At 63.5% G+C, this 20,133-nt stretch carries 14 protein-coding genes; 6 read left to right on the forward strand and 8 right to left on the reverse strand.

The genetic code is table 11. The features are described from left to right. The first annotated feature begins 45 nt into the window (after window positions 1-45). Together APH35_RS24115 and APH35_RS24120 are read left to right on the forward strand one after the other, a co-directional pair. Window positions 46-1,143, forward strand: coding sequence for an efflux RND transporter periplasmic adaptor subunit (locus APH35_RS24115; protein ID WP_012271251.1), 1,098 nt, complete (start codon window positions 46-48; stop codon window positions 1,141-1,143). Next, window positions 1,140-4,220: a MexW/MexI family multidrug efflux RND transporter permease subunit gene (locus APH35_RS24120; RefSeq protein WP_012271252.1), complete on the forward strand. Its 3,081-nt coding sequence runs from the start codon at window positions 1,140-1,142 to the stop codon at window positions 4,218-4,220. Before APH35_RS24115 ends, APH35_RS24120 begins: the two co-directional genes overlap by 4 nt. Before the next feature lie 24 nt (window positions 4,221-4,244). On the opposite strand, the gene APH35_RS24125 is transcribed toward APH35_RS24120, so the two are convergent. Both APH35_RS24125 and APH35_RS24130 read right to left on the reverse strand, forming a co-directional pair. After that, the gene (locus APH35_RS24125; protein ID WP_012271253.1) at window positions 4,245-4,982 is read right to left on the reverse strand and encodes a GntR family transcriptional regulator; all 738 of its coding nucleotides are present in this window, start codon (window positions 4,980-4,982) and stop codon (window positions 4,245-4,247) included. A gap of 100 nt (window positions 4,983-5,082) precedes the next feature. Next, window positions 5,083-5,526, reverse strand: coding sequence for an acetyltransferase (locus APH35_RS24130; protein WP_060493291.1), 444 nt, complete (start codon window positions 5,524-5,526; stop codon window positions 5,083-5,085). A 259-nt stretch (window positions 5,527-5,785) separates the two neighbouring features. On the opposite strand from APH35_RS24130, the gene APH35_RS24135 reads away from it, so the two are divergent. Beyond that, window positions 5,786-6,715 (forward strand): LysR substrate-binding domain-containing protein, encoded by a 930-nt coding sequence (locus APH35_RS24135; RefSeq protein WP_171577270.1) that lies wholly within the window; start codon window positions 5,786-5,788, stop codon window positions 6,713-6,715. Here APH35_RS24135 and APH35_RS24140 read toward each other — a convergent pair. The 4 genes from APH35_RS24140 to lysA form a co-directional block, all read right to left on the reverse strand. Continuing rightward, entirely contained in the window at window positions 6,712-9,198 is a 2,487-nt protein-coding gene (locus APH35_RS24140) for a TonB-dependent siderophore receptor (RefSeq protein WP_060515654.1), read from the reverse strand. The genes APH35_RS24135 and APH35_RS24140 overlap by 4 nt on opposite strands. 110 nt (window positions 9,199-9,308) lie before the next feature. Beyond that, window positions 9,309-10,244, reverse strand: a complete 936-nt coding sequence (locus APH35_RS24145; RefSeq protein WP_012271257.1) for a FecR domain-containing protein — start codon at window positions 10,242-10,244, stop codon at window positions 9,309-9,311. Window positions 10,245-10,248: 4 nt separating this feature from the next. Next, window positions 10,249-10,749: a sigma-70 family RNA polymerase sigma factor gene (locus APH35_RS24150; RefSeq protein WP_060493289.1), complete on the reverse strand. Its 501-nt coding sequence runs from the start codon at window positions 10,747-10,749 to the stop codon at window positions 10,249-10,251. Between the two features lie 107 nt (window positions 10,750-10,856). Continuing rightward, window positions 10,857-12,089, reverse strand: coding sequence for a diaminopimelate decarboxylase (lysA, locus tag APH35_RS24155; RefSeq protein ID WP_060515655.1), 1,233 nt, complete (start codon window positions 12,087-12,089; stop codon window positions 10,857-10,859). Window positions 12,090-12,212: 123 nt separating this feature from the next. Between lysA and APH35_RS24160 the strand changes: the two genes are divergently transcribed. After that, on the forward strand, window positions 12,213-13,118 hold the full coding sequence (locus APH35_RS24160) for a LysR family transcriptional regulator (RefSeq protein ID WP_060515656.1): 906 nt from the start codon (window positions 12,213-12,215) through the stop codon (window positions 13,116-13,118). 8 nt (window positions 13,119-13,126) lie between these two features. On the opposite strand, the gene APH35_RS24165 is transcribed toward APH35_RS24160, so the two are convergent. Further along, window positions 13,127-13,480, reverse strand: coding sequence for a hypothetical protein (locus APH35_RS24165; RefSeq protein ID WP_060493287.1), 354 nt, complete (start codon window positions 13,478-13,480; stop codon window positions 13,127-13,129). A gap of 273 nt (window positions 13,481-13,753) precedes the next feature. On the opposite strand from APH35_RS24165, the gene APH35_RS24170 reads away from it, so the two are divergent. Beyond that, complete coding sequence (locus APH35_RS24170; protein WP_012271262.1) at window positions 13,754-18,619, forward strand: NAD-glutamate dehydrogenase; 4,866 nt, start codon at window positions 13,754-13,756, stop codon at window positions 18,617-18,619. Between the two features lie 103 nt (window positions 18,620-18,722). Here APH35_RS24170 and ppsR read toward each other — a convergent pair whose 3' ends face one another. After that, window positions 18,723-19,541 (reverse strand): posphoenolpyruvate synthetase regulatory kinase/phosphorylase PpsR, encoded by an 819-nt coding sequence (gene ppsR, locus APH35_RS24175; RefSeq protein WP_012271263.1) that lies wholly within the window; start codon window positions 19,539-19,541, stop codon window positions 18,723-18,725. A 191-nt stretch (window positions 19,542-19,732) separates the two neighbouring features. On the opposite strand from ppsR, the gene APH35_RS24180 reads away from it, so the two are divergent. Next, window positions 19,733-20,133: PEP/pyruvate-binding domain-containing protein (locus APH35_RS24180; RefSeq protein WP_305728975.1), on the forward strand; the 401-nt coding region annotated here is incomplete at its 3' end.

Genomic DNA, 20,133 nt, shown 5'->3' on the forward strand with positions numbered 1-20,133 from the left:
GCCCGATCTTCCCCGCAACCGCTTTCCTCATGATCGGAGCTCTGCATGAACAAACGGACGTTACTGGCCTGGGCCGGCGCTGTAGCCGGTGTGCTGGCCGCTGCCTATGCGTTGGTGGGTAGCGGCTCGGCGCCACCCGCTGCGGCGGCGTGGCCGGCGACCAAGGTGGCCTTGGCCACGGCCGAGCAGGTGCAGTTGGCGCGGCAGAACTTTGCTTCGGGGGAGCTGGAGGCGGTCAACCAGGTGCAGGTGGCGGCTGAGACGGCGGGGCGTATTACCCGCATCGCCTTCGAGTCGGGGCAGACGGTAACGGCCGGGCAGTTGCTGGTGCAGCTCAACGACGCGCCGGAGCAGGCCCAGCGGGTGCAGTTGCGGGCAAAATTGCGTAACGCTGAAGTGGTGCTGCAGCGCAGCCGCAAGCTGCGGGCGATGAATGCCGTGTCGCAAGAGCTGCTGGACAACGCCGCCACTGCCGTGGACGTGGCCAGTGGTGAGCTGCAGCATGTCGAGGCGTTGATCGCGCAGAAGGCCATTCGCGCACCGTTTGCCGGCAAGCTCGGCATCCGTCGGGTGCATCAGGGCCAATACCTGGGCGCCGGCGAGGCGATTGTCAGCCTGGCTGACATCAGCCAGTTGCATGTGAATTTTGCCTTGGGCGAGCAGGCTGCCCCCGAAGTGCACGTCGGGCAAGTGCTGGCACTGACGGTGGACGCAGTGCGCGGGCAAGGCTTCCAGGCCCGGGTGGTGGCGGTCGATCCGGTGGTCAGCAAGGCGCGCCTGGTGCAGGTGCAGGCAGCCTTGCCGAACCCGGACGGGCAGTTGCAGCCGGGCATGTACGCTGGCGTGCGCCTGGATGCCGCGCAGCCGTCGACCGTGCTGGCCGTGCCGGAAACCGCGATCACCTACACCGCTTATGGCCAGACGGTATTCGTTGCGACCCAGGACCCGGCGCATGGCACTCGGGTCAGCCGGGTGCGGGTAACCACCGGTGAGCGCTGGCAAGGGCGGGTGGAGGTCACGTCCGGCCTGGCGCCCGGTGACCGGGTGGTGGTTTCCGGCCAGTTGAAGCTCAGTGACGGCATGCCGGTCGAGCCCGTGGCGCAGGACAGCCTGCAGGCCAGCCAGGGAGGGCGGCAGTCGTGAAGTTTACCGATGTCTTCGTGCGCCGGCCGGTGCTGGCGCTGGTGGTCAGCAGCCTGATCATCCTGATGGGGCTGTTTGCCATGGGCAAATTGCCGATCCGCCAGTACCCCTTGCTGGAAAGCTCGACCATTACCATCAGTACCGAGTACCCCGGCGCCTCCGCCGAGCTGATGCAGGGTTTTGTGACCCAGCCGATTACCCAGGCGGTGTCGTCGGTCGAGGGCATCGACTACCTCTCGTCGTCCTCGCAACAGGGGCGCAGCCTGATCACGTTGCGCATGGTGCTCAACCGCGACTCGACCCAGGCGCTGGCCGAGACCATGGCCAAGGTCAACCAGGTGCGCTATCGCCTGCCGGAAAAGGCCTACGACCCGGTGGTAGAGCTTTCGGCTGGCGACTCCACGGCGGTAGCCTACGTGGGCTTTGCCAGCGACAGCCTGTCGATACCGGAACTGAGCGATTACCTGTCGCGGGTGGTGGAACCGCAGTTCTCTGGCATCGACGGCGTGGCCAAGGTGCAGTCGTTTGGCGGGCAGCGCCTGGCCATGCGCCTGTGGCTGGACAGTGAACAGATGGCTGGGCGCGGGGTGACAGCAGCGGACGTGGCGCAGGCGGTGCGGGCCAACAACTACCAGGCGACGCCGGGCCAGGTGCGCGGACAATACGTGCTGGCCGACATCCAGGTGGACACCGACCTGACCCGGGTCGAGGACTTCCGTGAGCTGATCATTCGCAACGATGGCACCGATTTGGTACGCCTGCGCGATGTCGGCACCGTCGAGCTGAATGCGGCGGCCACCCAGACCAGCGCCACCATGGATGGCAGGCCTGCCGTGCACCTGGGGCTGTTCCCCACGCCGACCGGCAACCCACTGGTGATCGTCGAGGGTATTCGCCAACTGTTGCCGCAGATTCAGCAGACCCTGCCACCCGGTGTGCATGTGGCGCTGGCCTACGAGACCGCACGTTTCATCGACGCTTCGATCCATGAAGTACTGCGCACCTTGGTGGAGGCGATGCTGATCGTGGTGCTGGTGATCTGGCTGTGCCTGGGGTCGCTGCGCAGCGTGCTGATTGCGGTGGTTGCCATCCCGCTGTCGATGCTCGGTGCCGCGGGCCTGATGTTGCTGTTCGGCTTCAGCCTCAACCTGCTGACGTTGCTGGCGATGGTGTTGGCCATCGGCTTGGTGGTGGACGATGCCATCGTGGTGGTGGAGAACGTGCACCGGCATATCGAAGAGGGCAGGTCACCGGTCGCTGCGGCATTGATCGGGGCACGGGAAATCGCCGGGCCGGTGATCGCGATGACCCTGACCCTGGCGGCGGTGTATGCGCCGATCGGGCTGATGGGCGGGCTGACCGGCACGCTGTTCCGCGAATTTGCCCTGACCTTGGCGGGAGCGGTGATCGTTTCGGGCATCGTGGCGCTGACGTTGTCGCCGGTAATGAGCTCGTTGCTATTGCAACCCGGACAGCAGCATGGCGCGATGGCCAACATGGCCGATCGGTTGTTCGCTGGGTTGACTGGCGCCTATGGACGGGTGCTGGCCTACACCCTGACACATCGCTGGATCAGTGGCGGCGTGGCGCTGCTGGTGTGCCTGAGCCTGCCCTGGCTGTACCTGCTGCCCCAGCGTGAGCTGGCCCCGGCCGAGGACCAGGCGGCGGTGCTGACCGCCATCAAGTCGCCGCAGCATGCCAGCTTGGAATATGTGGAGCACTTTGCGCTGAAACTGGACGAGGTGATGAAGTCCATCGGCGAAACCACCGACACCTGGATCATCAACGGCACCGACGGCCCGGCCGCCAGTTTTGGTGGCATCAACCTCAGCGCCTGGCAGGTGCGCGAGCGTTCTGCCGCGCAGGTGCAGGCACAGTTGCAGCAGGCAGTGGCGGATATCGAAGGCAGCAGCATCTTCGCCTTCCAGGTCGCTTCGCTGCCGGGTTCCAGTGGCGGCCTGCCGGTGCAGATGGTGCTGCGCAGTGCCCAGGATTACCCCGAGCTGTACCAGACCATGGAGGTGCTCAAGCAGCGCGCCCGCGACAGCGGGCTGTTTGCCGTGGTGGACAGCGACCTCGACTACAACAACCCAGTGGTCAAGGTGCGCGTCGACCGCGCCAAGGCGGCTAGCCTGGGCATCAGCATGCAGGCCATTGGCGAGTCGCTGGGGGTGCTGGTGGGCGAGCAGTACCTCAACCGTTTCGCCCTGTTCGGGCGGTCCTATGACGTGATCCCGCAGAGTATTCAGGACCAGCGCCTGACGCCTGCGGCGCTCAATCGTCAATACGTGCGCGCCGAAAATGGCAGCCTGGTGCCGTTGGCTACGGTGGTGCACCTGGATATCGAGGTGGCGCCCAACCGCCTATTGCAGTTCGATCAGCAGAACGCCAGTACCCTGCAGGCGATCCCGGCGCCAGGAGTGTCGATGGGCAACGCCGTGGCATTTCTCGAACAGCTCACCACCGAACTGCCGCCGGGCTTCAGCCACGATTGGCAATCGGAGTCGCGCCAGTATGTGCAGGAGGGTTTTGCCTTGATGTGGGCGTTTCTCGCTGCCTTGGTGGTGATCTACCTGGTGCTGGCAGCGCAGTACGAAAGCCTGGTCGACCCGTTGATCATTCTGGTGACCGTGCCGCTGTCGATCTGCGGCGCACTGCTGCCGCTGGCGCTGGGCTGGGCCACGTTGAACATCTACACGCAGATTGGCCTGGTGACGCTGATCGGCCTGATCAGCAAGCACGGCATCCTGATGGTGGAGTTCGCCAACGAGATCCAGGTGCGCGACAACCTTGATCGTGCTGCCGCCATTGTCCGAGCTGCGCAGATACGCTTGCGGCCGGTGCTGATGACCACGGCGGCGATGACCTTTGGCGTGCTGCCACTGCTGTTCGCCAGTGGCGCCGGGGCCAATAGCCGCTTCGGGCTGGGGGTGGTGATTGTGTGCGGGATGCTGGTGGGTACGTTGTTTACCTTGTTCGTGTTGCCGACGATCTATGGGTGGTTGGCGCGAGATCATCGGGTGACCACGGGGCGGGCGCAGCAGTTGCTGGAGGCTGAACGCGTTCTGGGTATGTGAAGCGCAGCAGCCCCGATTGCGCGATCAGGATGGCGAACGGTCGCGACGCATCTGGGTGACCAGGGTAAAGCGGTCATCCGGGTGCACGGTCTCGGAAACCGCCATCAGGTCACCGTTTTCCTCGCGGTAATGGCGGGTGATCTTCAGCCCAGGCGAACCCGCCTCGGCCCTTAGCACCCGGGCCATTTCAGCGGTCAGCAACACCGCCCGCACCTGCTGGTCGACCACGGCGATCGACCGGCCATAGTGCTGCTCGATCAGCCCGGCAATCAGCTGGTCGGGGTGTTCGCGCGCCAGCTCGATAACCTCGGCATGGTCGCGCTGTGCATACACATCGGTCCAGCACAGCGGTGCGGCATTGTGCAGGCGGTCGACGCGAATGCTCGACACGCAGAAGTAATGCTCCCCCGGCACCAACCCCAGCCGCGTGGCCTCGCTCAGGTCGGCGACGAAGTGGCGCACGTTCTGGATTTCCCGCTGCTGGGTTTCGGCCAGGTGTGCAAGGTCGGCCACGCTGGCCAGCGATTGCGAATAGCCGCCGCGCGGGCTGCTGGCCTCGACCCGAGTGCCCACGCGCTTGCGCCGCGACACCAGCCCCTGGTTGAGCAGCTGGTCGATCGCTGCGCGCACCGTATGACGGCTCACCTCGTAAAGGTCGCACAGCTCGAACTCGGTCGGCAGCAGGCTGCCTACCGGGTAGCGGCCACTGGCAATGCCTTCCATCAAGTCCTTTGCCACGGTGGAATAGCGCGTCGGGTTCATACCTTTGCTCGGTCTCGCAAACTTCATCGCTTGATAGTGTATCAGCGACAGAATTTCGAACGCTTCACCGGCCCTCTGCAGGTTGGTCGCCCAGTGTCGGTCATGGGTCGGCGGGCAAGCTCATGTGCAGCAAAGGAAACGGGCGGCCTTCACCGTCCAGCGGCGAGCGGCCGGTCTGGACAAAGCCATAGTGCTGGTAAAACCCTGTTGCCTGCGGGTTCTGCTCGTTGACATCGACACTCATCGTGCTGCGCGACTGGCGGCCGAAATCCAGCAGTGCGCGGCCAATGCCCTGGCCGTGGCGCGCGGGGTCGACGAAGAGCATTTCCACGTGGTTTTCATTGAAGCCGATGAAGCCCAGGGGCTGGTCATCGGTGTCTACTGCAACCCACAGCTCGACGGCCGGAAAATACAGGTCACGCAGCTGTGGCAACAGCGCGTCGATGTCGCAGGGTTGTAGAAAGTGGTGCGTCGCGCGTACGGCGCGCAGCCAGATGTCGAGCAGCTGCGGGTAGTCTGCAGCGATGCCTTGGCGAATGATCATGCGGTCATCCTGAGTGAATTGATGGCGGATGGGCGCGCCAGCAGGTGGCGGCCATGCGGGGGTCGGCATCATGAATGACCGCTTCGCGAGTTAACGCCTGGGCGGTGCACGGCAGGGGAGGCCGGAAGGGAAGAGTGCGGAAGATTACCCGGATTGCGCAGTGTGGGGCAATGGCGGTGCGCTGCAGGTTTTGACTCGACTAGGCTGCTTGTCGATGCTGGAATTGAACCCGCACAACACGAACGGGCCGGGGGCGCCAATGAACCGCAACGAACTGCGCAAAGCCGATATCAACCTGATGGTGGTGTTCGAAGCCCTGATGCAGGAGCGCAACCTCACCCGTGCCGCGGAAAAGCTGTTCGTCGCCCAACCCACGGTCAGCGCCGCGCTGGCCAGGTTGCGTGCGATGTTCAACGACCCGTTGCTGGTCCGTGTGGGTAACCGCATGGAGCCCTCGGCCAGGGCCGAAGAGGTGATCAAGTACCTCACCCCGGCCCTGGATGCGATGTCCGTCGCCCTCAGCCTGACCCACGATTTCGACCCCTTGACCAGCAAGATGACCTTCCGCATCGGTTTGTCCGATGACGTCGAGTCCGGGCTGTTGCCGCCGCTGTTGCGGGCGTTGCGGGTCGAGGCGCCGAATGTGGTGGTGGTCGTGCAGCATGTGGATTACTGGCGCATCCCCGACTTGCTGGCAGCGGGCGATGTAACGGTCGGCATCAGCCAGACCAAGGGGCTGCCTGCCAATGCCAAGCGCAAGGTACTGCGCACGATGCAGGGCAGGGTAGTGCGCGCCGACAAGTCGGCCACGCCACTGACACTGGATGAGTTCTGCGCCCGCCCGCACGTTCAGGTTTCGCCCACCGCCAACACCCAGGGTGTGGTAGACGATTGGCTTAAAGAGATTGGCCGCGAACGCAAGGTGGTGTTGTCGGTGCCGCAGTTCAGTTCGCTGCCGGCGATTCTGGCTGGCACCGACCTGCTGGCCTGTTGCCCGGACTATGCCGCACAGGGCATGGAGCGTTGGGGCAACCTGCAGGCTGAGCAGTTGCCGTTCGAAACCACGGCGCTGGAGCTGGCGATGGTCTGGTTGAGCACCACCGACAGCGACCCCGCCGAGCGCTGGCTGCGCAGCCGCCTGGAGCACTACATGGGCGGCGTGCGCTCGTTGGACGGTGGCCAGGTTTAGAACGCCCCCTGCAAGGTCACCATGAAGTTACGCGGCTCACCATAGAAGTTACCCCAGCCCGGCGCACCGATGGTGGCGTAGTACTTCTTGTCGAACAGGTTGTTGCCGTTGAGGGCGACGGTCCAGTTCTGGTCCAGGCGATACTGCACGCGGCCGTTCCACACGGTGTAGCCCGCCTGCTCGACGCGGGTGTTGCGGGTGGTGCGGAAGTTCTCGCTCTGGCTGTTCAGACCGGCACCGAGGGTCCAGCGTTCCAGGGCACCGCCCAGCTGGTAGTCACCCCACACTTTGAACATGTGCCGTGGAATGAAGCTGGAGGTGAACGTCAGCTCGGTGGGGTCGCTGTCTTCGATGGTCTTCAGGTATTTGGTCTGGGTGTAGGTGTAGCCCGCCAACAGTTGCAGGCGCTCGATCGGCGAGCCGCTGATCTCGGCTTCGAAACCCTGCGCGCGCACCTTGCCGCTGTCGGTGTAGCAATACCCGTCGCCTGACGGGCAGGTCTCGATGTAGTCGCTTTCCGCGCGGTGGTTCTCGACGGTGCGGAACAGGTTGAACGAGGTATTCAGCGCGCCGCCAAGCAGCTCGCCCTTGATGCCAATCTCGTAGTTGGCACCGGTCTTGGGCTGAAGTGGCTGCCGCTCGGCGTTCACCTTGTCGCTCTGCGGCTGGAAGATGTCGGCGTAGCTGGCGTAGGCGGTCCACTGGTCGTTCAGGTCGTAAAGCACGGCGGCGAACGGCGTGACCTGGCCGTTTTCCTCACTGCGGTTGTTCACCCAGTAATCGTAGAACTCGGTGTAGGAGTCGCTCTTGTTGCGGTACCAGCTGACCCGCGCGCCCAGTACCAGGGTAAGCGGCTCTGCCAGCTTCAAGCGCAGGTTGGCGTAGGTGCCGTATTGGGTGGTGGTGGAATCGGTTGGTACGCTGCCACCACGGGTCGGGTTGACCAGGTAATCGTCCTTGGACGGGCGAGGGAAGTTCGGGGAGGGGTTGAACGGGTTCTGCTTGCCGTCCAGTAGAATCAGCGCGAAGTAATCATGGGTTTTCTGCCGGCTGGCGTTGGCGCCGATGATCAGCTCATGCTGCAGGCCGAACGCCTCGAACTTGCCATCAATATAGCTATCGAAGCCGTAGTCGTCCTGGTCGTAGTCGAAACGACCGGCGCGGACGGCCATGCTGGCGGTGTTGGCGCCGACCGGCACCGTGCCTTCGGAGTAGGCGTATTCGATGTCCTGGTCGTTGTGGGTGTAGACCGAGGCGAAGTTCAGTGTCCAGTCATCGTTGAAGCGGTGCTTGAAGTCGGCAAAGCCGGTAATACGCTGGCTTTGCAGGTCGTTCCAACTGGCCCCCAGGCAGGTGGAACGCGACAGCTTCAGGTCACTGCCATCGGCGTAGCGTGGCACGCCGGCATAGCACGGTGTGGCATCGACGTCCTCGTAGGCCAGGCCGAAGCCCAGGGTGGTGTCGGCGCTGACGTCCCAGTCGATGGCGCCATACAGTATCTGGTCCTGGCGCTTGGCCGTGTCATAGAAATACTGGCGGTCCTGCAGGGCTGCCACCGCGCGGCCCCGCACGCTGCCCGACTCGTTCAGCGGGCCGCCTACGTCGACTTGGCCGCGATAGTTGTCCCAGCTGCCGGCGGACAGGGTGACAGTGGTCGTGGCCTTGTCCTGGCCGCGCTTGCGCACGAAGTTGACACCACCAGCGGAGGAGCCGGAGCCCTTCATCATCCCGGCCGCGCCTTTGAGGATTTCGACGCGGTCGTAGAACGCCATGTCGCTGGAAAAGCTGTTGGCCTGCACGTAGTTGCCACCCACGTCCAGCGGCACGCCGTCGTACTGGTACTGGCCGTCCAGGTTGAAACCACGGGAGTAGAAGTATTTGCCGCCCATGGGCGAGTCGTACACGGTGATGCCAGGGGTCTTGTCCAGTACCTGTTCGAGGGTGTTCAGGTTCTGGTCGTCAAGCATCTTGCGGGTCATCACGGTGACCGCCTGCGGGGTTTCTTTCAGCGTATGGACGCCCTTGCCGATGGTCACTGCGCGGGCGGTGTATGACTGGGTGCCCTCGCTGGTCGCATCCAGCCGATTGGAGTCGATGTTCAGCGGCCCCAGCTCCATGGCCGTGCCGTAGTCTGCCGGCACCAGCACATAACCGCCATTGCCCTGGCGCTGCGCCTGCAAGCCGCTATTGCTCAGTAACCGCACCAGCCCTTCCTCGACGCTGTAGCTGCCTTCCAGGCCTGCGCTGCTCAGGTTGCGGGTCTGCTCGGTGTCGAACGAAATGGTCACACCCGCCTGCACGCCAAACTGGGTGATGGCATTGCCCAAAGGGCCAGCGGGGACATGGTAGGCGGTCTGGCTTTGAGCCATGGCCTGGGCAGGCATCAGCAGCAGGCACGGCGCGCTGGCAAGGGACATGCCGAACAGCACCAGGCGCACGGCCTGGGTCAGTTTGGTTGCAGGGGTGGGGTACAGATGAGGCATTGCGTGATCCTTCCGAGTCATGGCAGAAAGTCGCTGTCGTCGCGGCTTGTGTCAGGGACGGACGAGAATCGAAATCAGCAAGGTTCGCGCGTAGGTTTTTCAGCGCCTGCTCAGGCAGGCTCCACGCTCACCCAATAGCGGCTGAGGTAGTGCACCCTCACAGGGAGGGTTTTCGGCAGGTTGGCCAAAGCGATATCGGTATCATCGATGCGAAATGCTCCGGAGATACTCATGGCCCGGATTGCGGAGGCGCAGCGCAGCACGCCTGGCCGATAGCGCCCCAGTTCTTCGATGAAGTCGCCCAGCCGCCAGTCGTTAACGCTCAGCATGCCCTGCAGCCAGGCCGTGGAATCGGCGGGTAGAGCCTGGGCGGTGGCGAAGTCATCCTGGTCAAAACTCACTTGTTGGCCCGCTTGCAGTTGCAGCAGCCGATCAAGGTGGCGCTGTGGACGTACCTCGACGCTGCCCTGAAGCACGCCCACGCGGGTCTGGCGCGCAAGTTTGCGGATGCTGAACTCGGTACTGCGGGCAAGCACGCTGCCGTCATCGGTGTGCACGATGAATGGGCGCTGCTGAAGGTCGCTGACCGGGCGGACCAGAATTTCCCCTTGATACAGCTGAATCGCCCGCACTTTCGCGTCATAGCGCACGTCCAGCGCGGTGCCCACGTTCAGCTCCAACTGCGAGCCGTCCACCAATTGCAGGGTGCTTCGTTCGCGGCTGCCGGTACGTTGTTGGGCCAGCAGGGAGCGATAGGGCACCTGCTCGGCGGCCAGCCAGCCACCTGCGCCCATCGCCAGCAACAGGCTCAGCACCTTCAGCACTTCGCGCCGCTGCGCCTGTGCCGCGCCGAGGCTGGACAGCGCCGCCTGTGGTGGCAGCATGGCCCACTGTTGCTGCAGCTTTTCTACCCGAGCCCAGGCGGCAGCGTGTTGTGGGCTGGCCTGCAACCACTGCCGCCAGGCCTGGGTGCGGGCCTCGCTGTTGGCGCCGTCGTTGAGCTGTACATACCAGGTGGCAGCGGCTTCGAGTGTCTTGAGATCCATCGGCTCAGCCTTCGACTGCCAGCAGGCAGCGGGTCATGGCCTTGATCAGGTGATTCTTCACGGTGGTCACCGACACGCCGAAGCGCTCGGCCGCAGCACCGTAGGTCAGGCCTTCCAGTTGCACCGCCAGGAAGATGGCGCGGGTCTTGGCGCCGAGTTCGTCGAGCAGGCTGTCCACGGTTACCAGCATTTCGATGATGGACAAGCGCACCTCTGGCGAAACCTCCACCGGTTCCGGGCGCAAGGCCAGGGCCTGCAGATAGGCTTGTTCGATGGTGCGGCGGCGGACCTTGTCGATCAGCAGCGCACGGGCGATGGCGCTGAGGTAGCTGCGCGGCTCGCGGATCGGCAATTGATTGCGCGCGGTCATCACCCGCAAAAAGGTATCGTGCGCCAGGTCGGAGGCATCGGCGGCGTTGCCCAGGCGGGCGCGTAGCCAGCCCTTCAGCCAGCCGTTGTTTTCGCTGTAGAGCTGATGCAGGGCCTGATGATCGAGCGTCGACATGGCGTCAAATTCGCAATATGAATAGGAATTGATCGCATTGTCGCGATGAGCCAGGGCGATTGCAAGGGGCATTTGGGGCCGCAGGGCGGCCCCCAATGATGCGGCGGTTAAAAGCCCGCTTCCAAGTCCAGGAGGTCCTGCACGGTCTGGCGCCGACGGATCATGCGCAGTGCCCCGTCCTCGATCAGAAACTCCGGCAGCAGCGGCCGGCTGTTGTAGTTCGACGACATCGACGCGCCATAGGCACCGGCGTCGTGGATCACCAGCAGGTCGCCCACCTGTGCCTGGGGCAGCTCCTGCGGGGTCAGTTCCTGGTCATCCTGGGTGAACACGTCACCCGACTCGCACAGCGGCCCGGCCACCACGGTCGGTTGCCGTGGACGGTCCACCGGCTGGCCGTTGGCATCGAGCAGGGTCATGCCGTGGTAGGCGCCGTACATCGCCGGGCGCATCAGGTCGTTGAAGCCGGCGTCGATCATGACGAAGGTATTGCGGCCCACTTGCTTGACGGCACGCACTTCGGCCACGAGGTAGCCCGACTCGGCCACCAGGAAGCGCCCCGGCTCGATTTCCATGCGCACCGGGTGGCCGAGCATCGCTTCGATTTCCTTGCGCGCCACTGCCCAGGTCTGGGCATAGCGTTGCAGGTCGACTGGCTTGTCGGTTTTGCGGTAAGGGGTGGACAGCCCGCCACCAATGGAGAAGGCTTCGATGTCCACGCCCAGGCGGCCGATCAGCTCGATCATCGAGCGAGCCACCTGCTCCAGGTGCTGGTAGTCCACTCCCGAGCCAATGTGCATGTGCACGCCCACCAGGTGCAGGCCGTGCGCCTTGATGCACGCCAGCGCCTCGTCCAGCTCTTCGTGCCAGATGCCATGCTTGCTGTTTTCACCGCCGGTGTTGGTCTTGCGGCTGTGGCCATGGCCGAAGCCTGGGTTGATACGGATCCAGACGCGGTGGCCGGGCGAGCGTTCCCCGAGTTGGCGCAGCATGTCGATGGAGCCGGCGTTGACTTCGATTTTCGAGGCCACCACGCGTTCCAGGGTGGGGCGGTCCAGTGCGTCACAGGTCAGCACCACGCCGGCAGGGTCACCGCCCACGCTGGCACCTGCGGCGAAGGCCCGTTCCATTTCGCCCAGCGACACGGCGTCCAGCACCAGGCCATGGGCGCGCATCAGGCGCAGCACATGCAGGTTGGGGTTGGCTTTCTGGGCGAAGCGCACGGTGTCGAACACCTTCAACTGCTCGACACGTTCGGCGATGGTACCGGTGTCGTACGCCCACAGCGGCGAGCCGTGCTGGCGGACGGCTTCGGCCAGGAGGGTGAAGGGTGCGGTCATGGTGGCGCTACTCCTATAAGAAAGGCCACGAGCATGAGGCAAAGCAGGAATTCAGAAAAATAGCTATTTTTCTGATGGCCATTCATATTTGATATGCCCATTGTCGACCCACCGAGTGCTGCCGTGAAACTGTCCGTCCGCCATATCGAAGTGTTCCGCGCCATCATGGCCGCAGGCAGTGTCACCGGCGCGGCGCGGCTGCTGTTCACCTCGCAGCCCACTGTCAGTCGCGAGCTGGCGCGCCTGGAGCAGGTGACCGGGCTGAATCTGTTCGAGCGCGAAGGTGGGCGTTTGGTGGCAACGGCCCAGGCATTGCTGTTGATCGAAGAGGTCGAGCGTGCCTATGTCGGGCTGGAACGCATCGATCGCTTTGCCCAGGCCATCCGCAATTTCGAGCAGGGGCGGCTGGCCATCACCTGCCTGCCGCTGTTTTCACAGACCTTGTTGCCCAAGGCCTGTCAGCGCTTTCACCAGCAGCACCGGGGCGTGAGCGTGAGCATCCTGGCGCAGGAGTCGCCCTTGCTGGAGGAGTCGCTGGTTGCCCAGCAGCACGACCTTGGCCTGACCGAGGTCGAGCAGATACCGCGCGGCGCTTATGGTGAATTGCTGTTCAGCGCCAACATGGTGTGCGTGTTACCCGAGCATCACCCGTTACAGGCCAAGGCCGAGCTGGAACTGAGCGATTTTCACGAGGTCGATTTCATCAACCTGGCCAGCCTGGACATCTACCGCCAGCGCCTGGACCAGCACTTTCGTGCAGTGGGGGTTAACCGCCGCACCATCATCGAGACCACCAGCGCCGCGTCGGTGTGCGCCATGGTCAGGCAAGGCCTGGGGGTGGCGATCATCAATCCGCTGAGCGGGCTGGAGGCGGCCCAGGGCGGGCTGCCGATCCGCAGGTTACGGGTGTCGGTGCCGTACCAGGTGATGCTGATACGCCCGGACCACCGGCCGGCCTCGGCGGCGGTGGAGCCGTTTTGCGAGGCGTTGCGGGAGCAGGCGCAGGCGATGCAGGCGGCGTTGCGGTAGGTTCGGGCTCAGAGCTCGCAGACGAAGGTCCCGGTCCCGGCCAGGATGTTCTCCAGGGTTTGCTTCACTTCATCCATGTCGCTCAGTGCGCTGGTCAGGTTGATTTCCAGCACCTCGTCCCCCTTCAATGCATCCCGGTCGCCGGCCGCCACTTCGATCAGCAGGCGCTTGGCGCTCAGGGTGACTTTCAGCCCATCCAGCGTCGACGGCTCGTCATCCAGGGTCAGGTCGACGGTGTCTTCGTCCGGGTAGCGGGTAAGCAGAAACATCTGACCCTTGTCGCTGTGGCAGCACAGGGTCGCCATGTTGTCTTCCTCGTCATCGCAAGGGGTGGCGAACAGCAGTGCGGTGTTGATTTGCATGAGCAGGCTCGGATCAAAGGAAACGGAAGGGAATTCTGACAGTCTTGCGTACAGGCATAAACGTAAAGTTACCGCCCCTTGACCGAAATTGTCGCAGCGCTGCAAGCGTTGATGACCGATCAGTCGTTAAGCTTCGGCGAGCCCTGGGCGTGCCTGCGCACGTTCAACGCCTGGTTTTACCGTCCGCCTTGCCACGGGTTGGCTATCGTTGATCCGTACACGGCGCACGCAGCGACGCTTCAACTATTACAAAGCCCAAGCGGAGTACCACAGATGGCGTTCTTCACCGCAGCCAGCAAAGCCGACTTCCAGCATCAACTGCAAGCGGCCCTGGCGCAGCACATCAGCGAACAGTCCCTGCCACAAGTGACGCTGTTCGCCGAGCAGTTCTTCGGCATCATCTCTCTGGACGAACTCACCCAGCGCAGGCTTTCCGACCTGGCCGGCTGCACCCTGTCAGCCTGGCGCATCATCGAGCGTTTCGACCCCGAGTACCCGCAAGTGCGCGTGTACAACCCTGATTACGAACGCAACGGCTGGCAATCGACCCATACCGTGGTCGAGGTGCTGCACCACGACCTGCCGTTCCTGGTCGACTCGGTGCGCACCGAGCTCAACCGCCGCGGCTACAGTATCCACACCCTGCAGACCACCGTGCTCAGCGTGCGCCGTGGTGCCAAGGGCGAGCTGCTTGAACTGCTGCCCAAGGGCACCCAGGGCGAGGGCGTGCGCCACGAGTCGCTGATGTACCTGGAGATCGACCGCTGCGCCAACGCCGCCGAGCTGACGGTGCTGACCCGAGAAATCGAGCAGGTGCTGGCCGAAGTACGGGTGGCAGTGGCCGACTTCGAACCGATGAAGGCCAAGCTGCGTGAAGTGGTGGCGCAGGTGGAGCAGACCGCCTTTGGCCCAGCGCAACACGAAAAGGGCGAAGTCAAAGCCTTCCTCGAATGGCTGCTGGATAACCACTTCACCTTCCTGGGCTATGAAGAGTTCACCGTCAAGGGCGACGCCGATGGCGGCCAGATGGTGTACGACGAGCAGTCGTTCCTTGGCCTGCCGCGCCGCCTGCGTGTGGGCCTGACGACAGAAGAGCTGCGCATCGAAGACTACGCCGTGGCCTACCTCAACGAGCCGCTGCTGCTGTCGTTCGCCAAGGCTGCACTGCCCAGCCGCGTACACCGCCCGGCCTACCCTGACTACGTGTCGATCCGCCAGCTGGATGCCGATGGCAAGGTGGTCAAGGAACACCGCTTCATGGGCCTGTACACCTCGTCGGTGTATGGCGAAAGCGTGCATGCCATTCCGTACATCCGCGTGAAGGTGGCCGAAGTCGAGCGCCGCTCGGGCTTCGATCCCAAGGCCCATCTGGGCAAGGAACTGGCGCAGGTGCTGGAAGTGCTGCCGCGCGACGACCTGTTCCAGACACCAATCGATGAGCTGTTCAGCACGGTCATGGCGATCGTGCAGATCCAGGAGCGCAACAAGATCCGCGTGTTCCTGCGCAAGGACCCGTACGGCCGCTTCTGCTACTGCCTGGCTTACGTACCAAGGGAAATCTATTCCACCGAAGTGCGGCAGAAGATCCAGCAGGTGCTGATGGAGCGCCTGAAGGCCAGCGACTGTGAGTTCTGGACCTTCTTCTCCGAATCGGTACTGGCCCGTGTGCAACTGATTCTACGGGTCGACCCAAAGAACCGCATCGACATCGACCCGCAGCAGCTCGAGCGTGAAGTGGTCCAGGCGTGCCGCTCGTGGCATGACGACTACTCGGCGCTGGTGGTGGAGAACTTCGGCGAAGCCCAGGGCACCAACATCCTCGCCGACTTCCCCAAAGGCTTCCCGGCCGGTTACCGCGAGCGCTTCGCCGCGCACTCGGCCGTGGTCGACCTGCAGCATGTGCTGAACCTGTCTGAAAGCAAGCCACTGGCGATGAGCTTCTACCAGCCGCTGACCCAAGTGGGTGAGCGCATCCTGCACTGCAAGCTGTACCACGCCGACACCCCGCTGGCGCTGTCCGATGTGCTGCCGATCCTGGAAAACCTTGGCCTGCGCGTGCTTGGCGAGTTCCCCTACCGCCTGCGCCATGCCAATGGCCGCGAGTACTGGATCCACGACTTCGCCTTCACCTACAGCGAAGGCCTGAGCCTGGATATCCAGCAGCTCAACGACACCCTGCAGGATGCCTTCATCCATATCGTGCGCGGTGACGCCGAAAACGACGCCTTCAACCGCCTGGTGCTGACTGCCGGCCTGCCGTGGCGCGACGTGGCGCTGCTGCGCGCGTACGCCCGTTACCTGAAGCAGATCCGCCTGGGCTTCGACCTGGGTTACATCGCCAGCACCCTGAACAACCACACCGACATCGCCCGCGAGCTGACCCGGTTGTTCAAGACCCGCTTCTACCTGGCGCGCAAGCTCACCCAGGACGACCTGGACGACAAGCAGCAGCGCCTGGAACAGGCCATCCTGACCGCGCTGGACGATGTCCAGGTGCTCAACGAAGACCGCATCCTGCGGCGCTACCTGGACCTTATCAAGGCCACCCTGCGCACCAACTTCTACCAGCCGGACGCCAACGGCCAGAACAAGTCGTACTTCAGCTTCAAGTTCAACCCCAAACTGATCCCCGAACTGCCCAAACCGGTGCCCAAGTTCGAGATCTTCGTCTATTCACCGCGCGTAGAGGGCGTGCACCTGCGCTTTGGCAACGTCGCCCGCGGCGGCCTGCGCTGGTCCGACCGCGAAGAGGACTTCCGCACCGAGGTGCTGGGCCTGGTCAAAGCCCAGCAGGTGAAGAACTCGGTGATCGTGCCGGTTGGCGCCAAGGGCGGCTTCCTGCCGCGTCGCCTGCCGCTGGGCGGCGGCCGTGACGAGATCGCCGCCGAAGGCGTGGCGTGCTACCGCATCTTCATTTCCGGCCTGCTCGACATCACCGACAACCTCAAGGACGGTGGCGTGGTGCCGCCGGCCAACGTGGTGCGTCACGACGATGACGACCCGTACCTGGTGGTGGCGGCCGACAAGGGCACCGCGACCTTCTCCGACATCGCCAACGGCATCGCCATCGACTACGGCTTCTGGCTGGGTGATGCCTTTGCCTCGGGCGGCTCGGCCGGTTACGACCACAAGAAGATGGGCATCACCGCACGTGGCGCCTGGGTGGGCGTGCAGCGCCACTTCCGCGAGCGCGGCATCAACGTACAGGAAGACCCGATCACCGTCATCGGCGTGGGCGACATGGCCGGCGATGTGTTCGGCAACGGCCTGCTGATGTCCGACAAATTGCAGCTGGTGGCGGCGTTCAACCACCTGCATATCTTCATCGACCCGAATCCTGAGCCGGCATCGAGCTTCGCTGAGCGCAAGCGCCTGTTCGACCTGCCGCGTTCGGCCTGGAGCGATTACGACACCAGCATCATGTCCGAAGGCGGCGGGATCTTCCCGCGCAGTGCCAAAAGCATCGCCATCAGCCCGCAGATGAAAGAGCGCTTCGCCATCGAAGCCGACCGCCTGACCCCGACCGAGCTGCTGAACGCGCTGCTGAAGGCGCCGGTGGACCTGCTGTGGAACGGCGGTATCGGTACCTATGTGAAGGCCAGCAGCGAAAGCCACGCCGATGTTGGCGACAAGGCCAACGATGCACTGCGGGTCAATGGCAACGAACTGCGCTGCAAGGTGGTGGGCGAGGGCGGCAACCTGGGCATGACCCAGCTTGGCCGGGTCGAATTCGGCCTGAACGGCGGCGCCACCAATACCGACTTCATCGACAACGCCGGCGGCGTGGACTGCTCCGACCACGAGGTCAACATCAAGATCCTGCTCAACGAAGTGGTGCAGGGTGGCGACATGACCGAGAAGCAGCGCAACCAGCTGCTGGGTAGCATGACCGATGAAGTGGCCGGCCTGGTGCTGGGCAACAACTACAAGCAGACCCAGGCGCTGTCGCTGGCGGCCCGCCGTGCCCGCGAGCGGATTGCCGAATACAAGCGCCTGATGGCCGACCTGGAATCGCGTGGCAAGCTGGACCGCGCCATCGAGTTCCTGCCGTCCGAAGAACAGCTGGCCGAGCGCCTGGCCGCCGGCCAGGGCCTGACCCGCGCCGAGCTGTCGGTGCTGATCTCGTACAGCAAGATCGACCTCAAGGAGCAACTGCTCAAGTCGCTGGTGCCGGACGACGACTACCTGACCCGCGACATGGAAACCGCTTTCCCACCGTCGTTGGTCAGCAAGTTCGCCGAGGCCATGCGCCGCCATCGCCTGAAGCGCGAAATCGTCAGCACCCAGATCGCCAACGACCTGGTCAACAACATGGGCATCACCTTCGTCCAGCGCCTGAAGGAGTCGACCGGGATGAGCCCGGCCAACGTTGCAGGGGCCTATGTGATCGTGCGCGATATCTTCCACCTGCCGCACTGGTTCCGCCAGATCGAGGCACTGGACTACCAGGTGCCGGCAGAAATCCAGCTCACCCTGATGGACGAGCTGATGCGCCTGGGGCGTCGTGCCACGCGCTGGTTCTTGCGTAGTCGCCGCAACGAACAGGACGCCGGGCGCGACACCGCGCACTTCGGGCCGAAGATCGCGCAACTGGGGCTCAAGCTGGACGAGCTGCTCGAAGGCCCGACCCGCGAGCGCTGGATGGTGCGCTATCAGGGCTTCGTCGAGGCCGGTGTGCCGGAGTTGCTGGCGCGCATGGTGGCCGGTACCAGCCACCTGTACACCCTGCTGCCGATCATCGAAGCGGCCGACGTCACCGGCCATGATCCGGCGCAGGTGGCCAAGGCGTTCTTCGCCGTGGGCAGCTCGCTGGACCTGACCTGGTACCTGCAGGAAATCAGCAACCTGCCGGTGGAAAACAACTGGCAGGCGCTGGCCCGCGAGGCGTTCCGCGACGACATCGACCTTCAGCAGCGGGCGATCACCATCTCGGTACTGCAGATGGCCGATGCCCCGCAAGACATGGACGCCCGTGTGGCACTGTGGGCCGAGCAGCATCGGGTGATGGTGGAGCGCTGGCGCGCCATGCTCGACGACCTGCGCAATGCCACTGGCACCGACTATGCGATGTACGCGGTGGCCAACCGCGAGCTGGTCGACCTGGCCATGAGCGGGCAGGCGGCGGTGGTGCCGTCCTGAACACCAGGCTGAAATGAAAAAGCCCCGGCAGTGATGCCGGGGCTTTCTTGTTTTCCTGGGCTGGCCCTTTCGCGGGTAAACCCGCGAAGAGGCCGGTGCAGGCTTACTTGAACCTGCGCTCCACCCCTTTCTCGACCAGGATCTTCGCCGAAATCTCTTCCACCGAAAAATGCGTGGAATTGATGTTGGGAATGTTCTCCCTGCGGAACAGGCTCTCCACCTCGCGCACTTCGAATTCGCACTGGGCAAAGCTGGAATAGCGGCTGTTGGGCTTGCGCTCGTGGCGGATGGCGGTGAGGCGGTCGGGGTCGATGGTCAGGCCGAACAGCTTGTTGTGGTGCTTTTTCAGCACCGCCGGCAACTGCAGGCGTTCCATGTCGTCCTCGGTCAGCGGGTAGTTGGCGGCGCGGATGCCGAACTGCATGGCCATGTACAGGCAGGTAGGGGTTTTGCCGCAGCGCGACACGCCAACCAGGATAAGGTCGGCCTTGTCGTAGTAGTGGGTGCGCGCACCGTCGTCGTTATCCAAGGCGAAATTCACCGCCTCGATGCGTTCCATGTAGTTTGAGTTGCCGCCGATCGAGTGCGATTTGCCCACGGAATACGACGAATGGGCGGTCAATTCTTGCTCAAGTGGGGATAAAAACGAAGAAAAGATGTCGATCATGAAGCCATTCGACGTTGCCAGAATCTCGCGAATGTCCTGGTTGACGATGGTGTCGAAGATGATCGGGCGTACCCCGTCACGCTCGGCCGCCGCGTTGATTTGCTGGACCATGGTCCGCGCTTTGTCTGGCGAATCGATGTAGGGACGGGTGAATTTGTTGAACGGAATGCTCTCGAATTGCGCGAGCAGACTCTGGCCCAGGGTTTCGGCAGTGATACCGGTGCCGTCGGAGATGAAGAACGCGGTTCGTTTCATTTGCGATCTGGGCCTTAAGCTGATGAAGATTCTTGGATATGATAAATTCGGTTTGCCGAATGCGGCTGTCGACATTCTGCCACATTTGCAGAGCCTATTTTCCAGGTACAGGCCACAAACGCCCGGCCAAGTCACAGAAGACAGGCGGGCGCCTTTTGAGCTTTTCCAACACAGTTAGTGGAGAGATCACCTTGGTAGAGTACGTAGTTTCCCTCGATAAGCTCGGCGTCCATGATGTGGAGCATGTGGGGGGCAAGAACGCATCCCTGGGCGAGATGATCAGCAACCTTGCCGGTGCTGGTGTATCGGTGCCGGGCGGCTTTGCCACTACGGCGCAGGCGTACCGCGATTTTCTCGAACAGAGTGGTCTGAACGACAGGATTCACGCCGCGCTCGACGCACTGGACGTGGATGACATCAACGCCCTGACCAAAACCGGCGCGCAGATTCGCCAGTGGGTCATGGAAGCCGAATTCCCGGCACGCCTGGATTCGGAAATCCGTACGGCCTTCGCCGAAATGGCCGCCGGCAACGACAACATGGCCGTTGCCGTGCGCTCCTCGGCCACTGCCGAAGACCTGCCGGACGCCTC

It is taken from the genome of Pseudomonas sp. NBRC 111132 (genome assembly GCF_001320565.1).
GTDB classification, from domain to species: domain Bacteria; phylum Pseudomonadota; class Gammaproteobacteria; order Pseudomonadales; family Pseudomonadaceae; genus Aquipseudomonas; species Aquipseudomonas putida_P.

Excerpts from the sequence above, each read along its gene's own strand:
- APH35_RS24150 (WP_060493289.1), bottom strand. The coding sequence starts at position 10,749 with ATGTCGACGCTCGATCATCAGGCCCTGCATCAGCTCTACAGCGAAAAC.
- APH35_RS24135 (WP_171577270.1), top strand. The coding sequence starts at position 5,786 with ATGAACCGCAACGAACTGCGCAAAGCCGATATCAACCTGATGGTGGTG.
- APH35_RS24165 (WP_060493287.1), bottom strand. The coding sequence starts at position 13,480 with ATGCAAATCAACACCGCACTGCTGTTCGCCACCCCTTGCGATGACGAG.
- APH35_RS24140 (WP_060515654.1), bottom strand. The coding sequence starts at position 9,198 with ATGCCTCATCTGTACCCCACCCCTGCAACCAAACTGACCCAGGCCGTG.
- ppsR (WP_012271263.1), bottom strand. The coding sequence starts at position 19,541 with ATGAAACGAACCGCGTTCTTCATCTCCGACGGCACCGGTATCACTGCC.
- APH35_RS24115 (WP_012271251.1), top strand. The coding sequence starts at position 46 with ATGAACAAACGGACGTTACTGGCCTGGGCCGGCGCTGTAGCCGGTGTG.
- APH35_RS24125 (WP_012271253.1), bottom strand. The coding sequence starts at position 4,982 with ATGAACCCGACGCGCTATTCCACCGTGGCAAAGGACTTGATGGAAGGC.
- APH35_RS24130 (WP_060493291.1), bottom strand. The coding sequence starts at position 5,526 with ATGATCATTCGCCAAGGCATCGCTGCAGACTACCCGCAGCTGCTCGAC.
- lysA (WP_060515655.1), bottom strand. The coding sequence starts at position 12,089 with ATGACCGCACCCTTCACCCTCCTGGCCGAAGCCGTCCGCCAGCACGGC.
- APH35_RS24145 (WP_012271257.1), bottom strand. The coding sequence starts at position 10,244 with ATGGATCTCAAGACACTCGAAGCCGCTGCCACCTGGTATGTACAGCTC.
- APH35_RS24170 (WP_012271262.1), top strand. The coding sequence starts at position 13,754 with ATGGCGTTCTTCACCGCAGCCAGCAAAGCCGACTTCCAGCATCAACTG.